Source organism: Amycolatopsis tolypomycina, from assembly GCF_900105945.1.
Classification (GTDB): domain Bacteria; phylum Actinomycetota; class Actinomycetes; order Mycobacteriales; family Pseudonocardiaceae; genus Amycolatopsis; species Amycolatopsis tolypomycina.
This window is the reverse complement of record NZ_FNSO01000004.1, coordinates 3452508-3466996: the sequence shown is the minus strand read 5'-3', so window position 1 is coordinate 3466996 and position 14489 is coordinate 3452508. Positions and strand designations below refer to the sequence as shown.

16 protein-coding genes are annotated in these 14489 nt (G+C 72.8%); 10 read left to right on the top strand and 6 right to left on the bottom strand.

Going from position 1 to position 14489, the window contains the following annotated elements; translation table 11 throughout:
- Positions 1 to 13: 13 nt before the first annotated feature.
- Positions 14 to 808: a TetR/AcrR family transcriptional regulator gene (locus BLW76_RS25910; protein ID WP_091311817.1), complete on the bottom strand. Its 795-nt coding sequence runs from the start codon at positions 806 to 808 to the stop codon at positions 14 to 16.
- A 79-nt stretch (positions 809 to 887) separates the two neighbouring features.
- Between BLW76_RS25910 and BLW76_RS25905 the strand changes: the two genes are divergently transcribed.
- Genes BLW76_RS25905 through BLW76_RS25890 form a run of 4 tightly spaced genes read left to right on the top strand, consistent with a single transcriptional unit; the run spans position 888 to position 6227 of the window.
- Positions 888 to 1814: an ATP-binding cassette domain-containing protein gene (locus BLW76_RS25905; protein ID WP_091311815.1), complete on the top strand. Its 927-nt coding sequence runs from the start codon at positions 888 to 890 to the stop codon at positions 1812 to 1814.
- On the top strand, positions 1811 to 2593 hold the full coding sequence (locus tag BLW76_RS25900) for an ABC transporter permease (RefSeq protein WP_091311813.1): 783 nt from the start codon (positions 1811 to 1813) through the stop codon (positions 2591 to 2593). Before BLW76_RS25905 ends, BLW76_RS25900 begins: the two co-directional genes overlap by 4 nt.
- 44 nt (positions 2594 to 2637) lie before the next feature.
- Positions 2638 to 5148, top strand: coding sequence for a DEAD/DEAH box helicase (locus BLW76_RS25895; protein ID WP_091311811.1), 2511 nt, complete (start codon positions 2638 to 2640; stop codon positions 5146 to 5148).
- A complete protein-coding gene (locus tag BLW76_RS25890) occupies positions 5145 to 6227 on the top strand; it encodes an SWIM zinc finger family protein (RefSeq protein WP_091311809.1) in 1083 nt (360 codons plus the stop codon). The genes BLW76_RS25895 and BLW76_RS25890 overlap by 4 nt, the downstream gene beginning before the upstream one ends.
- 344 nt (positions 6228 to 6571) lie before the next feature.
- Here BLW76_RS25890 and BLW76_RS25885 read toward each other — a convergent pair whose 3' ends face one another.
- The gene (locus BLW76_RS25885) at positions 6572 to 7777 is read right to left on the bottom strand and encodes an FAD-dependent monooxygenase (RefSeq protein ID WP_091311807.1); all 1206 of its coding nucleotides are present in this window, start codon (positions 7775 to 7777) and stop codon (positions 6572 to 6574) included.
- A gap of 77 nt (positions 7778 to 7854) precedes the next feature.
- Between BLW76_RS25885 and BLW76_RS25880 the strand changes: the two genes are divergently transcribed.
- From BLW76_RS25880 to BLW76_RS25870, 3 genes are all read left to right on the top strand, one after another.
- Positions 7855 to 8388: a TetR/AcrR family transcriptional regulator gene (locus BLW76_RS25880; RefSeq protein ID WP_091311804.1), complete on the top strand. Its 534-nt coding sequence runs from the start codon at positions 7855 to 7857 to the stop codon at positions 8386 to 8388.
- Between the two features lie 86 nt (positions 8389 to 8474).
- On the top strand, positions 8475 to 8969 hold the full coding sequence (locus tag BLW76_RS25875; protein WP_091311803.1) for a pyridoxamine 5'-phosphate oxidase family protein: 495 nt from the start codon (positions 8475 to 8477) through the stop codon (positions 8967 to 8969).
- A gap of 42 nt (positions 8970 to 9011) precedes the next feature.
- Positions 9012 to 9827, top strand: coding sequence for a MerR family transcriptional regulator (locus tag BLW76_RS25870; RefSeq protein ID WP_167384737.1), 816 nt, complete (start codon positions 9012 to 9014; stop codon positions 9825 to 9827).
- Here the strand turns inward: BLW76_RS25870 and BLW76_RS25865 are convergent.
- The 4 genes from BLW76_RS25865 to BLW76_RS25850 all read right to left on the bottom strand — a co-directional run bounded on the left by BLW76_RS25865 (position 9824) and on the right by BLW76_RS25850 (position 13355).
- Positions 9824 to 11446 (bottom strand): acyl-CoA dehydrogenase family protein, encoded by a 1623-nt coding sequence (locus tag BLW76_RS25865; protein ID WP_091311798.1) that lies wholly within the window; start codon positions 11444 to 11446, stop codon positions 9824 to 9826. The genes BLW76_RS25870 and BLW76_RS25865 overlap by 4 nt on opposite strands.
- A complete protein-coding gene (locus BLW76_RS25860) occupies positions 11430 to 12035 on the bottom strand; it encodes a TetR/AcrR family transcriptional regulator (protein ID WP_091311796.1) in 606 nt (201 codons plus the stop codon). Before BLW76_RS25860 ends, BLW76_RS25865 begins: the two co-directional genes overlap by 17 nt.
- Positions 12036 to 12118: 83 nt before the next feature.
- Complete coding sequence (locus BLW76_RS25855) at positions 12119 to 12745, bottom strand: DUF1345 domain-containing protein (RefSeq protein WP_091311793.1); 627 nt, start codon at positions 12743 to 12745, stop codon at positions 12119 to 12121.
- Positions 12746 to 12794: 49 nt separating this feature from the next.
- Positions 12795 to 13355 (bottom strand): helix-turn-helix domain-containing protein, encoded by a 561-nt coding sequence (locus BLW76_RS25850; RefSeq protein WP_091311791.1) that lies wholly within the window; start codon positions 13353 to 13355, stop codon positions 12795 to 12797.
- A 136-nt stretch (positions 13356 to 13491) separates the two neighbouring features.
- Here BLW76_RS25850 and BLW76_RS50810 point away from each other — a divergent pair, with 136 nt between their 5' ends.
- The 3 genes from BLW76_RS50810 to BLW76_RS25835 are packed head-to-tail and all read left to right on the top strand — an operon-like array spanning position 13492 to position 14487.
- Positions 13492 to 13665: a GNAT family N-acetyltransferase gene (locus BLW76_RS50810; RefSeq protein ID WP_425266021.1), complete on the top strand. Its 174-nt coding sequence runs from the start codon at positions 13492 to 13494 to the stop codon at positions 13663 to 13665.
- Between the two features lie 31 nt (positions 13666 to 13696).
- Positions 13697 to 14143 carry an SRPBCC domain-containing protein gene (locus tag BLW76_RS25840; protein WP_091311789.1) on the top strand — a complete coding sequence of 149 codons (447 nt, stop codon included), beginning with the start codon at positions 13697 to 13699 and terminating at the stop codon, positions 14141 to 14143.
- Positions 14140 to 14487, top strand: coding sequence for an ArsR/SmtB family transcription factor (locus tag BLW76_RS25835; RefSeq protein ID WP_091311788.1), 348 nt, complete (start codon positions 14140 to 14142; stop codon positions 14485 to 14487). The genes BLW76_RS25840 and BLW76_RS25835 overlap by 4 nt, the downstream gene beginning before the upstream one ends.
- Positions 14488 to 14489: the final 2 nt, after the last annotated feature.

Sequence of the window (14489 nt, the reverse complement as noted above, 5' to 3'; positions counted from 1 at the left end):
ATGAACGACCCTTTCATGACGCCGGGGGCCGCTCCGCCGCGCGGGTGGTGACCAGCGCTTCGATGCCGTCGAGGACGCGGGCGAGGCCGAAGCGGAAGGTGTAGGCCGGGTTCTCGGCGGCGTTGTGGGCCTCGCCGGCGGCTTGGCCGACGCGGGAGGAGATCGGGAAGTGCGCCGCGTCGGCGGCCGGGATGCCGGCCAGCACCGGCCCGGCGCGCTCCCACCACTGGGCGTCGGTCAGGCCGGTGGCGCGGACCAGGCGGGCGTTGTCGAGCGAGCTGCGCGCGGTGGTGCGGACCAGGCCGGTGACGAGGCTGACCACGGCGTCCATTTCGACGTCGCCGAGGCCGATGCCGTCGATCGCGCGCAGCTCCTGTTCGTACTTGGCGAAGCTGTGCGGGCCGAGCGCCGAGCGGCTGGTGGTGACCTGCAGCAGCCAGGGGTGGCGGTGGAACAGCGCCCACTGGTCTTCGGCGATCGCGGTCAGCGCCGCCCGCCAGCCGAGGCCGTCCTCGATGGTGGCCAGTTCGCCGTGGGCGTGGTCGATCATCAGGTCCAGCAGCTCGGCCCGGCCCGGGACGTAGGTGTAGAGCGACATGGGGGAGACGCCCAGCTGCTCGGCGACGCGGCGGATGGTGACGGCTTCGATGCCGTCGGCGTCGGCCAAGGCCACTGCCGCGCGGACGACGTCGGCGGTGGCCAGCTTCGGTTTCGGGCCGCGGCGCGGGGGGCCCGGGACGCCCCAGAGCAGCTCGATCGCCCGCCGCGGGTCGCCGTCCCCGTTCTCCTGCGTGCTCACGCCGGCCATTCTGCCCACCTGATTTCCGTACAACGTACAGAGTTGTGCTAACCTCTTCTCTGTACACTGTACAGAGTTAAGGGGCTTGATGACTCCGCTGATCCACGCCGAGGGACTGCGCAAGCGCTACGGCGACTCCTGCGCCCTCGAGGGGTTCGATCTCTCCGTCCCGGCCGGCACCCTATGCGGCCTGCTGGGACCCAACGGCGCGGGCAAGACCACCGCGGTCCGCGTGCTCTCGACGCTGCTGCGGCACGACGGCGGCGTCGCCAGGGTGGCCGGCTTCGACGTCGCCACCGAACCGGCGAAAGTGCGCTCGGCGATCGGGGTGGTCGGGCAGCAGGCCGCCGTCGACGAAATCCTCTCGGGACGGCAGAACCTGATCCTGTTCGGCCGGCTGCACCACCTGGGCCGCGCCGAAGCCACCCGCCGCGCCGACGACCTGCTCGAACGGTTCGGCCTGGCCGGCACGGGAGCGAAGCCGGTGTCGGCCTACTCGGGCGGGATGCGCCGGCGTCTCGACCTGGCCGCTTCCCTGCTGGCCGCGCCGCGGGTGCTGTTCCTCGACGAGCCGACGACCGGGCTGGACCCGCGCAGCCGCAACGAGGTCTGGCGGGCGGTGCGAACGCTGGTCGGCGACGGGACGACGGTGCTGCTGACGACGCAGTACCTGGAGGAAGCCGATCAGCTGGCCGACCGGATCTCCCTCGTCGAGCACGGCCGGGTGATCGCCGAAGGCACCCCGGCCGAGTTGAAGGGCTCGCTCGGGGCGACCCGGATCGAGCTGGTGCTCACCGACCCCGACGCTCTCGGCGCCGCGGCCGCGCTGCTCGCCCGGGTCACCGGCGCCGAGCCGGTCACCGAGGAGCTGCGGGTGAGCGCCGCGGCCGAGCCGTCGATGCTGACCGACGTCGTGCGGGAGCTGGCGGCGACCGAACTGCCGTTCGCCGACGTGGCGCTGCGGCAGCCGACGCTGGACGAAGTGTTCCTGGAGCTGACGGGGGTGGCGCGATGAGGTGGGCGATCGAAGACGGCTGGACGCTGACCCAGCGCTACCTGGCGCAGCTGGCCCGGCGCCCGGCGCGGCTGGTCGGCGTGGTGGCGTTCCCGATCCTGATGGTGCTGATCTTCGCCTACCTGCTCGGCGGCGGGATGAGCGTGCCCGGCGGCGGCTCCTACCGGGAGTTCCTGATGCCCGGGATGTTCGCGATGACGATGGCGTTCGGGCTGTCGGGGACGATGATCGCGGTGGTGGACGACACTGGCAAGGGCGTCACCGACCGGTTCCGGTCGCTGCCGATGGCGCCGTCGGCGGTGTTCACCGGACGGGTGGCCGCGGACCTGGTGAACGCGACGCTCGCCTTGGCGGTGCTGGTCGGCTGCGGGCTGGCCGTCGGCTGGCGCCCGCACGGCAGCGCCGGCGAAACCCTCGCCGCGCTCGGCCTGCTGCTCCTGCTGCGGACGGCGCTGGTGTGGATCGGGATCTACCTGGGCCTGCTGACGTCGGACCCGTCGATGGTGACGCTGACGCAGACATTGGAGTTCCCGTTCGGGTTCCTCTCGGGCGCGTTCGTGGCGACCTCGACGATGCCGGTGTGGCTGGGAACCGTGGCGGAGTGGAACCCGTTGTCCTCCACGGTGACCGCGGCGCGGGTGCTGTTCGGTAACCCGGGCGCGGCCGGGACGTCCTGGGTGAGCGCGCACGCGGTGCCGATGGCGGTGGTCTGGCCGCTGGTGCTGCTGGCGGTGTTCGTGCCGTTGTCCGTGCGCCGATACGGGAGGCTGGGGAACTGAACGTCCACTTCGAACCGGGCGAACCACCACGGGCGGGCCGCCTGGTGGTCGACGGCCGCGAACTGTCCATTGCGGACGGTCTGCCGCACCTGCTCGCCGGCACCGACGCCTTCTGGGCGACGGCGGCGCGGGCCGCGCTGCGGCTGGTCGCCGCGGGACGGCTGCTGCCGGGGGTCACCGCGGGCGGGCACGACGCCTGGCGCGCCGGGCCGCTGGAACCGGCCGAAGCCGCGTGGCTGCGCGACCTCGCCGCCGCGATGCCGCCGGACGAGCGCGCGCCGGGGCCGCTGCTGCGGGCGTTCCTCGACGCCGTCGCCGACACGCTGCCCCGCACGCCCGCCGCGGCGAAGGCGGCCGGGACGCGGTTGTTCGCCGCCGTCGCACCGCAGCGCGCGCAGTCCCTGCGTGACTGGGCGGACGAGCTGGCCGCGGGACTCGACTCCGGCATCCGGGTGTCGCTGCGGCTGGAGGTCCCGGACGGGTACGCCACCGGGCGCTTCCACGCCGTGGTCCAGGTGCACAGCCTGACCGATCCCGGGCAGGTCGCCGACGCGGCGGAGCTGTGGGCCACGGGGCGGTTCGGGCCGCGCGCCCGCATCGACACCGTGCTGGCGCTGCGGCGGGGTGCGCAGGTGTGGCCGGCGCTGGGCCCGCTGCTGACCTCGGCGGTGCCCGACGAGCTGGTGCTCGGCGAGGACGAGGTGACCGAGCTGCTCGCGGCCGCGGCGCCGCGGCTGGCGGCGGCCGGGATCGACGTGCACTGGCCGGCCGAGCTGGCGGGTTCGCTGACCGCGCGGGCCGTCGTCCGCGCCGGCGACACTCCGGGTGACCTGCCGTCGTTCTTCGGCGGCGGGCGGGCCCTGGCCTTCGACTGGCAGCTTGCACTGGGCGGCGAGGTGCTGACCGAGGCGGAGCTGGACGCGCTCGCCGAGGCCCGCCGTCCGGTGGTGCGGCTGCGCGACCGCTGGGTGCTGGTCGACCCGGCGCTGGCGGCGAAGGCCCGCGACCGCGCGCTGAAGCCGCTGACGCCGGTCGACGCGCTGGGCGCGGTGCTGTCGGGGACCACCGAGGTCGACGGCGAGGTGGTCGAGGTCGTCACCGACGGCTGGCTGGCCCGGCTGCGGGAACGGCTGTCGGCGCCACCGGAACCGCAGGCGCCGCCGGCCGGGCTGGCCGCGACGTTGCGGGACTACCAGCTGCGCGGGCTGCAGTGGCTGGCCACCGTCACCGGGCTCGGCCTCGGCGGGTGCCTGGCCGACGACATGGGCCTGGGCAAGACGGTCACGCTGATCGCGCTGCACCTGCACCGGGCGGCCGGCCCGACGCTGGTGGTGTGCCCGGCGTCGCTGCTGGGCAACTGGGAACGCGAGATCCGCCGGTTCGCCCCCGGCGTGCCGGTACGGCGCTTCCACGGCGGCGCCCGGTCACTGGCGGACGTCGAGGACGCCGCCGGGTTCGTCCTCACGACTTACGGCACGCTGCGCACCGATCCCGCGCCGCTGGCCGGGGTGCGGTGGGGGCTCCTGGTGGCCGACGAGGCCCAGCACGTCAAGAACCACCGCTCGGGCACGGCGCAGGCGTTGCGGCTGGTGCCGGCGGCGGCGCGGGTGGCGCTGACCGGGACACCGGTGGAGAACACGCTCTCGGAGCTGTGGGCGATCCTCGACTGGACCGCGCCCGGCCTGCTGGGGTCGCTGACGGACTTCCGGACGCGGTGGGCCAAGCCGATCGAGTCCGGCGACACCGTGGCGGCCGAGCGGCTGGCGCGGCTGCTGCGGCCGTTCCTGCTGCGGCGGCGCAAGTCCGACCCCGGGATCGCGCCCGAGCTGCCGGCCAAGACCGAGACCGACCGGCCGGTGGCGCTCAGCGCGGAGCAGGTGGCGCTGTACGAGGCGGTCGTGCGGGAGATGATGGCCGACATCGCCGCCAGTGACGGCATGGCCCGGCGCGGCCGGATCGTCAAGCTGCTGACCGCGCTCAAGCAGATCTGCAACCACCCGGCCCAGTACCTCAAGGAGCCGGGTGGCCGCTCGGGCAAGGTGGAGCTGCTCGACGAGCTGCTGGACACGATCCTCGCCGAAGACGGCGCGGTACTGGTGTTCACCCAGTACGTCGCCATGGCGCGGCTGCTGGAGAAGCACCTGGCCGGCCGGGGCATCGCGACGCAGCTGCTGCACGGCGGCACGCCGGTACCGCGTCGTGAAGAGATGGTGGCGCGCTTCCAGGGCGGTGAGGTGCCGGTGTTCCTGCTGTCGCTGAAGGCGGCGGGTACCGGGCTGAACCTGACCCGCGCGGACCACGTCGTGCACTTCGACCGCTGGTGGAACCCGGCGGTGGAGGACCAGGCGACCGACCGCGCGTACCGGATCGGGCAGACCCGCCCGGTGCAGGTGCACCGGCTCGTCGCCGAGGGCACGGTCGAGGACCGGATCGCGGCGATGCTGCGGGAGAAGCGGACGCTGGCCGAGGCGGTGCTGGCCGGCGGCGAGGCGGCGTTGACGGAACTGTCGGACACCGAGCTGGCGGAGCTCGTCGAACTGAGGAGCCGCGGATGAGCGACGACCGGGTGCGCGGGTTCCCCGCGTTCGGCGCGGGCGGGCGGTTGGCGCGTTCGTGGTGGGGCCGGGCGTGGGTGCGCGCGATGGAGGACACCGCACTCGACCTGCGTCAGCTGAAGAAGGGCCGCAAGTACGCCGCGGCGGGGCTGGTCGGGCCGATCACGGTCAGCCCGGGCCGCATCGCGGCGACGGTCGAGGACGCCGACGGCGGCCCGTACCGCACCCGGCTGCGGCTGGCGGAGCTGTCGGAGGCGGACTGGACCCGGTTCCTCGACCGGGTCGCCTCCCGGTCCGGGCACCTGGCGGCCCTGCTCGACCGTGACCTGCCCCCGGACCTGGTCGAAGCGGCCGGGGTCGACCTGCTGCCGGGGATCGGCGACCTCGACCCGGAGTGCGACTGCCCGGGCTGGGAGCTGCCGTGCCGGCACGCGGCGGCGTTGTCGTTCCAGGCGTCGTGGCTGCTCGACGCGGACCCGTTCCTGGTGCTGCTGATGCGCGGCAAGGGTGAGCGGGAGATCCGCGCGGAGCTGGAGAGCCGCATCGCGCCGGTGGCGTCGGCCGAGCTGCCGGCGGCCGATCGGGTCCCGGGTGAGCTGCCGGACCTGGCGGAGTTCCGGCCGTCGGGCGCCCCCTCGATCCCGGCGGCGCCGGGGGTGCCGGCCGAGGCGTTCGCACTGCTGGCGGTCAACGCGGCCGGCCGGGCGCGCGAGCTGCTGGACGGGCGCCCCTGCCCGGGGCGGCGGGTGGACGCGGTCCGCATGGCGGCGGAGTTCCCGTCCGCGGCCGAGCGGCTGGGCGAGGGGGCGGGGTTCGCGCGGGCGGTCGCGGCGTGGCGGTACGGCGGGCCGGACGGCGTGGAGGTGCTGGAATCGCGGTGGACGCCCCCGAAGGCGGTGGTGGCGGCGGCGCGGGCGGCGCTCGGGGAGGAGGCGGTGTTCGAGCGCAACCACTGCACGGTCGGGGAGGTGCAGTTGAGGCTGGACCGCGCGGGAAGGTGGCACCCGTACCGGCTCGAGGGGGACGAGTGGTGGCCGAGCGGGCCGCCGGAGCGCGACCCGGGGCTGCTGGCGGGCTGAGTGACGCGCGTCCGCCCATGCGCCCCAATGTGGCGTTCGGTGCGTTGGACGCACCGAACGCCACATTGGGTGCGTTGGACGCAACCAACGCCACATTGGGGCGCTGGGACCAGACGCGACGGACCGGCCCCGCGTCGACGTCACCTGGGCGGAAATCCGTCCCTTTTCCCGGTATCCAGCGCGGTACTCGTTGTCTCCTGTCCCCCGACGGCGGGTTTCGCCGGGCCACTGGGGGTGCGGGCGCGCGGGGTTCGTCCCCGCGCGCCCGCCCGGTTTCCGCCGGTGTCCGTTTGCCCGCTGTCGAAGCTGGAGGGGGGCGGCCGTATGGGGGTCCCCCTCCAGCCTCAGGCGATGGCCTCGACCGCGTAGTCCTTGACCCGCATCGAGTCGTGCATGCGAAGGCCGCCCGTGTTGAGCTTCGCGAGCGCGCGTGTCATCCCGGCCGGCAGCGCCGAGACCAGCTGCCCGCCCCGCGCCAGTGCCCACATCCCCGCGCGGGAACCCGGAATCAGGCTGCGCGCGGCGCCGACCGCGAACGCCCGGCTCTTGCGCACCAGCTCGCCCAGCTCGGCCTCGTAGGCGGCGAACGCGCGCTCGTGGTCGCCGCGCGCCGCGGCGAGCTCGCCCGCCAGTACGTACGCGCCGAGCACCGCCAGGCTGGTGCTGCCGCCGACCGCGGGGCCGGGGCAGTAGCCCGCGTCGCCGACCAGGATGACGCGGCCGCGGGACCAGGTGTCCAGCCGCAGCTGGGTGATCGAGTCGAAGTAGAACGCGCCGTCCATGGCGGCGAGCCAGCCGTCGACCTGCGGGTGCAGCCCGGCAAATGCTGCCCTGAGCAGTTGCTGCTGCCGCGGGACGTCCCGGTGGTGGTAGTCGAGCGGTTCGCTGCGGCGGAACAGGAACACCGCCCTGGCCTCGTCGAGGTGCCGGGCGCTGTAGATCCCGGCGACGCGGCCGGCGCCGAGGTGCATGACCGTCTCGCCGTCGAGGCCGAGCGTGTCCGGCAGCGACAGCACGCCCAGGTACGCGCCGATGAACGTCGTCAGCCCGGCTTCTTCGCCGAACACCAGGCGCCGGACGTTCGAGTGCAGCCCGTCGGCGCCGACGACGACGTCGAAGCGGCGGGGTGGCGCGTGCTCGAAGGTGACGTCGCCGTCGGGGGAGAGGGCGGTGATCGAGTCGCCGAAGAGGTACTCGACGTCGTCGCGGCCGGCGTCGTAGTAGATCTCGCTGAGGTCGTCGCGCATGATCTCGACGTGCCGGTCGGAGGTGGCCCGGTAGATCTTCGTCAGGTCCACCCGGACGGGCTTGCGGTGGCCTTCGCGGTGCAGCGTCATCCGGGTCGTGCCGGTGGCGAGGGCTTCGACGCGGGGCAGGACGCCCATCCGTTCGGTGATGTCCATGGCGGGCCGGAAGAGGTCGACGGCGTGGCCGCCGGTCTTGCGCAGGGCCGGGGCGCGTTCGACGACGGTGACGTCGAAGCCGTGGCGGGCGAGCCAGTACGCCAGCACCGGGCCGGCGATGCTGGCGCCGGAGACGAGGATCCGCATGAGTACCTCCCTGACTTAACGGTAGGTAAGTTGTACCACGGTTCCTTACCTATCGTTAAGTCAGTTATGCTGGGCCGGTGCCGAAACCGTCCGACACCAAGCAGCGCATCCTCGACGTCGCCCGCGACCTGTTCACCAGCCAGGGCGTCCAGCGCACCAGCCTGCAGGACATCGCCGACCGGCTCGGCATCACCAAGCCCGCGCTCTACTACCACTTCCCGTCCCGCGACGACCTCGTCCGCAGCATCGTCCAGCCGATGCTCGACGACGGCGAGAAGTTCCTCCTCGACCAGGAAGCCCGCGGCGACGGCTCGGTCCGCGAGCTGGTCGAAGGCTTCTTCGACTTCAACTACCGCCACCGCGCCGACGTGGTCATGCTGCTGTCCGAGCTGCCCACCCTGGCCGACCTCGGGCTCATCGACCGGGTCCTGGCCTGGCGGACCCGGCTCACCGAGCTGATCTGCGGCCCGTCGCCGACCCTCGACCAGCAGGCCAGGGCGATCCTGGCCCTGGGCGGCCTGCAGGACGTCTGCATGCAGTTCCCCGACGTCCCCGTCGAAGACCTCAAGGCCGCCGCGGTCGCCGGCGCGCTCGACGCACTCGGCCGCTAGCAAAACTTTCCCGCCGCGTGTCGAGAACGCGCCGGCGGCTCCGTCCCCGGGGCAGCAGCAGCCCCGACCGGACAAGGAGCCCGACCATGCAGCAGCACGAGATCACCGAGGTGCTCGACCGCCCGCTCAGCCGCGAACTGCTGGCCCGCGACGTGACCCGGCTGGCCTACGTCGCCAAGGACGGCACCCCGCGCAGCATCCCGATCGCCTTCACCTGGAACGGCTCGCAGATCGTCCTGTGCACCACGAAGAACTCGCCGAAGCTGCCGTCGCTGCGCGCCAACCCGGCGGTCGCCCTGACCATCGACACCGAGGTGCACCCGCCCAAGATCCTCCTCGTCCGCGGCCGCGCCGAACTCGACGTCGTCGACGGCATCCCCGAGGAGTACCTGCAGATGAACGGCACCTACCAGATGACCCCCGAGCAGCGCGTGGAGTGGGAACGCGAGGTCCGCTCCCTCTACGACGGCATGGTCCGCATCGTCGTCACCCCGACCTGGGCCAAGCTGATCGACTTCGAGACCACCCTGCCCAGCGCGGTCGAGGAGCTGGCCCGGCAGCGCGCCGAACGCGTCGGCTGAGTTCTTGACCTTGCCGTTACGGCACCTGGTTGACTGCGGTTCGTGTACGGAATCGGAACGGTGGCGCGGCTGGCCCAGGTGTCGGCGCGCACCTTGCGCCACTACCACGAGATCGGCCTGCTGACACCCGCGTACGTGGACCAGGCCACCGGCTACCGGCACTACACGCCCGAGCAGGTACTGCGGCTGCACCGCATCCTCGTGCTGCGCGACCTCGGCGTGCCGCTGTCGGCCGTCGGGTCGCTGGTCGACGACGACGTCACCGCCGAGCAGCTGCGCGGCATCCTGCTGCTGCGCCGGGCGGAGGCGCGCGACCGGCTCACCACCCAGATCGACCAGCTCCGGCGGGTCGAACTGCGGCTCGCCCAACTGGAGGAGGGACCCATGAACGGCTACGACGTGATCGTCAAACCGCTCGACCCGGTCCGGGTCGTCGCACTCAGCGCCGACATCACCGGACCGGAGGAGATCGCCGAAACCGGCGGCCGGATGTGGCCGCGGCTGCAGGCCGCCCTCGACCGGCACCGGGTCGAGGGCGGTGGCCTCTCGTTCATGCTGTACGAAGACACCGGCGACGCCGAACGGCCGATGCGGCTGACCACCGCGCTGCCCGTCCCGAGCGGAATCACCATCGCCGACGGCGACGTGACCACACGGGAGATCGCCGCCGTCGCCCGCGCCGCGACCACCGTGGTCCGCGGCGCACCGGACCAGTTCGGCGACGCCTTCCGGGCGCTCAACGACTGGATCACGCAGAGCGGCGAGCGGGCCACGTCCTTCGAACGCGAGGTCTACCTCGACTGCGACGGCCCGCCGGACACCTGGGTCACCGAACTGCAGACCGTGCTGGCCGGCTAACGCACCGCGGCACGCTCGAGGATCGCTCCCGTGTCCACGCCGGCCGGGAGCGTGCCGAACGCGATGCCCCAGTCGCCGCCGAAGCGGGACGCGCAGAACGCGTCGGCCACCGCCGGGTGGCCGTGGCGGACCAGCAGGGAACCCTGCAGCACCAACGCCATCGCCTCGACCAGCCGCCGCGCGCGGTACTCGATGCCCTCGAGGTCGGTCAGCTCCTTGCGGACGCGGTCCACGGCGTCGTCCAGCCGCGCGTCGCCGCCCGCGGCCTGCTCGACCTCGGCGAAGAACGCCGCCACCGACTCCGGCTGACGGCCCATCGCGCGCAACGCGTCCAGCGCCGCGACATTGCCCGAGCCCTCCCAGATCGACGACAGCGGCGCCTCCCGGTAGAGCCGCGGCATGCCCGACTCCTCGACGTACCCGTTGCCGCCGAAGCACTCGAGGGCCTCGGCCGCGTGCGCCGGCGCCCGCTTGCACACCCAGTACTTCGACACCGCGAGCCCGAGCCGCCGGAACGCCTGTTCCTGCTCGTCGTCGCGCCGGTCGCCCGCCGCGGCCAGCCGCATCGCCACCGTGGTCGCCGCCTCGGACTCGATCACCAGGTCGGCCAGGACGTTGGCCATCAGCGGCTGGTCGGCCAGCGCCTTGCCGAACGCCCGCCGGTGGGTGGCGTGGTGCACCGCGCGCACCGCACCCAGCCGCATCCCCGACGCGCTGCCGAGCGTGCAGTCCAGCCGGGTGTTGTTGACCATCTCGATGATCGTGCGGACCCCGCGGCCCTCCTCGCCGACCAGCCAGCCCACGGCGTGGTCGTACTCGATCTCCGACGACGCGTTCGACCGGTTGCCGAGCTTGTCCTTCAGCCGCTGCAGCCGGATCGGGTTGCGCGAGCCGTCGGGCAGGATGCGGGGGAGCAGGAAGCACGAAAGCCCGCCGGGCGCCTGCGCCAGCGTCAGGAACATGTCGCACATCGGCGCCGAGGTGAACCACTTGTGCCCGACCAGGGTGTAGCTGCCGTCGGCGGCCGGGGTCGCCGCCGTCGTGTTCGCCCGGACGTCGGAGCCGCCCTGCTTCTCGGTCATCGACATGCCCGCGAGCAGGCCGCGCTTGGTGGCCGGCTCCCGCAGCCCGAAGTCGTACTCGGTCGCCGCCAGCAGCGGCTCGTACCGCGCCGCCAGCTCCGGGTTCGCCCGCAACGCCGGGATCGCCGCGTAGGTCATCGAAATCGGGCAGCTGTGCCCGGCCTCGACCTGGCCCCAGACGTAGAACTTCGCCGCCCGCGCCGCGTGGACGCCCTCGCGCGGGTCCTGCCACGGTGTGCCGTGCAGGCCGTGCGCCGTCGCGACCGTCATCAGGTCGTGCCAGTGCGGGTGGAACTCGACCTCGTCGATCCGGTGGCCGTACCGGTCGTGGGTGCGCAGCACCGGCTCGTTCTCGTTGACCAGGCGGCCCCACTCCTGGGCCTGCTCCGAACCGGCCAGCCGGCCCAGCTCGTGCAGCTCGCCGCTCGCCCAGCCCGCCCCGGCCCGCTCGAGCCCGGCCAGCAGCGCCGGATCGTCGGCGACGTCGTGGCCCACCAGCGGCGGAACCTGGTTGGTGACCTCATGCGTGGCGGGCATCGCAACCTCCTAGAGCGCGGAGAACGAACGTGCGGAGCTCGGCGACGTCACCGGCGTTTCCGCTGGTCAACGGCCCGATCATGACTTCGGCGGCGGCACCGACCAGCGCGGCGGCCGTGAGCCGGCCGTCCTGGGGCGGCAGCACGCCCTGGTGCACCCCGGCGGCGACGTGCTCGGCGACCACCTCGGTGAACGCCCGCCGGAACTCCAGCCGCTCGGCATCGATCAGCGCGTCGACCGGCTCGGCGAGCAGGGCATAAGCCTGCCTCGGCGCCTTGAGCGCCCGCTGGGCGAACGTCTCGAACACGGCCACCACCCGCTCGGCAGGCCCGGCCGTCGCGGCGGCCGCCGCCCGGACCGCCTCGACCTCCCGCGTCACGACCTGCCGGAACACGTGCACGACGAGGTCGGCTTTGGTGGGGAAGTGCCGATAGACGCTGCCAACGGCAACCCCGGCCCGCTCGGCGACCGCGGCGACGGAACAGCCGCTGTAGCCATGGTCGGCCAGCTGCCGCGTCGCGGCGACGACGATCGTCTCGCGCTGGGCATCGAGGCGTTCCTGCACCTTGGGGGTGCGGCGGTAGGGCACGTCAAGAAGTGAAGCACTGATTCATTGCTTCAGTCAACGCTCGAGCAACCGACTTCCGCGTACCACCCCCGGTAGCGGAGCTCCTACTTCCCCGTGATCACCCCGACCGCGATCCCCAGGATCGCCGTGTTGTACACGAACGACACCAAGCTGTGCGTCAGCACCGTGTAGCGGATCGGGCGCGCCTGAACCTCCACATCGGACGTCGCGAACGACGTCCCCACGGTGAACGCGAAATACGCGAAATCCAGCAGGTTCGGCTGCTCGGTCGCCGGGAAGCGCAGCCCCGGCGCCGCCCGGTGGTGCAGGTGTGCGTAGCGGTCCGCGTACCCGAAGTGCAGCAGGATCCACGCCGCCAGTACCGCCGGCACCGCACTCACCTGCAGCACGAACGCCAGCTCGTCGTCCTCCTCGGCCACCGCGTTCGCCACCAGGATCAGCCCGCCCGCGGTCAGCCCCACCACGCTCACCAGCAGCGTCGAAGCGAAACTCGACCGCCGGCCCAGCAGGCTCGTCAACCACACCGGCTCGCCGTCGGCCGCCGCCCGGTAGCGCCGGATCCGCAGCCAGCGCGTCACGATCACCGCGACCGCCAGCACGTCCCACGCCAGCAGGAACACCACGTCCAGCCCCGTGTTCGGCGCGAACAGCCAGCCCATACCCAAGAGCACCAGCAGGAACTCCGCGCACTGGTACCAAATCCGCCGCATCGCGCGAAGCTACTGCCGCCACGGCGCCTCGGCACCCCGGATCACCTGGTCAGGTAGCCCGCTTCACCAACGCCACCAGGTACCGGCACGGCACCGAACCGGGGTTGGCGAACACGCAGTCCGCCGCCGGCCCCAGCTGCAGGCAGTCCCCGGCGGCCAGCTCGTGCACCTGCGGCCCCTCGTGGAACCGCAACCGCCCGGCCAGCACCCAGATCTGCTGGTGCAGGAACGCATACGTCCCCGCCACCAACGGGACCTCCACGCCCGGCGGCAGCTCCACCTCCACCAGCTCCAGCGGACGGCCGGCCGCGGGGGAGACCGACCGGCGCCGGTACCCGGTCTCCGGGTCGACCCACACCGGCTGCTCCACCGCCCGCGCCAGCCGCCGCTCGTCGCCCTCGGCCCGCGCGATCAGCTCCGACAACGTCAGCCCCAGCGCCGCCGACAGCTTCGCCAGCGACGCCGCCGTCGGCTGCACGTCGCCCCGCTCGATCTTGCCGATCATCGCCCGCGACACCCCCGAGGACTCGGCGAGCGCCGCGGCCGAGAGTCCTTGCGACGTCCGGGCGGCGAGCCGCCACCACTCAGGACGCCACCCCCCTCGCCGCACGCGCCGCCTACCGCTGGTCCTGCGAAACGAGCATCTACCTCGAACAAGGCCGCCGACGCACCGCCGCGGCCGCGCCCTCTACGAAACCCTCTTCGAACGACTGCGCCAACGCGGGTTCTGCCGCGCCTTCGCCGGCATGACCCTGCCGAACCACGCCAGTGCCGGCCTCCACCGCACCCTCGGCTTCGAACCCGCCGGCGTCTACCGCCGCGTCGGCTGGAAACACGGCGCCTGGCGCGACGTCGCCTGGGTTCAGAAAGACCTTCGCGCAACCGAAGGTTGCACATCCGCACCCGGCGAGCTAACGTGACACGCAACCAAACATTGCACAAGGAGCACGCATGGAACACGGCACCATCGAACGCGAAATCCACATCGACGCCCGCCCCGACATCGTCTTCGACGTCATCAGCAGCCCCGAACACCTCCGCCGGTGGTGGCCCGACGAAGCCGAATACCCCGTCGAACCCGGGGGAGCAGGCCGCATCGGCTTCGGCGGCCACTGGGTCCAGTTCACCGTCGTCGACGCCAGCCCACCTCGGCACTTCTCCTTCCGCTGGACCCACGCCGAAGGGGAGACCGCCGCACCCGGCAACTCCTTCCTCGTCGTCTTCGAACTCGAACCCGACGGCACCGGCACCCGCCTCAAGATGACCGAAACCGGCTTCCGCGAACGCGGCTGGGACGAAGCCAAGATCGCCACCGAACACGCCGACCACGTCTCCGACTGGGACCACTTCCTGCCCCGCCTGCCCGCCTACGCCACCCAGGTCGGAGCCACCCCGTGAACATCACCGTCGACGACGACCTCTGGTCCGCCATCGGCGACCCCACCCGCCGCCGCCTGCTCGACCTGCTCCTCAGCCAGGGGAGCGCCACGGCCACCAGCCTCAGCGAACACCTCCCGGTCACCCGCCAGGCCATCGCCAAGCACCTCACCGTCCTCGACCGCGCCGGCCTCGTCCACGCCCACAGCGCCGGCCGCGAAAAGCAGTTCCGCGTCGACGAAGACCAGCTCGCCCGCGCCGTCGCCCAGCTCACCGACGTCGGCAACGCCTGGGACGCCCGGCTCCGCCGCATCAAGCGCATCGCCGAAACCATCCAGGCCGAAACGAACGAAAGGAACCGCTAGAG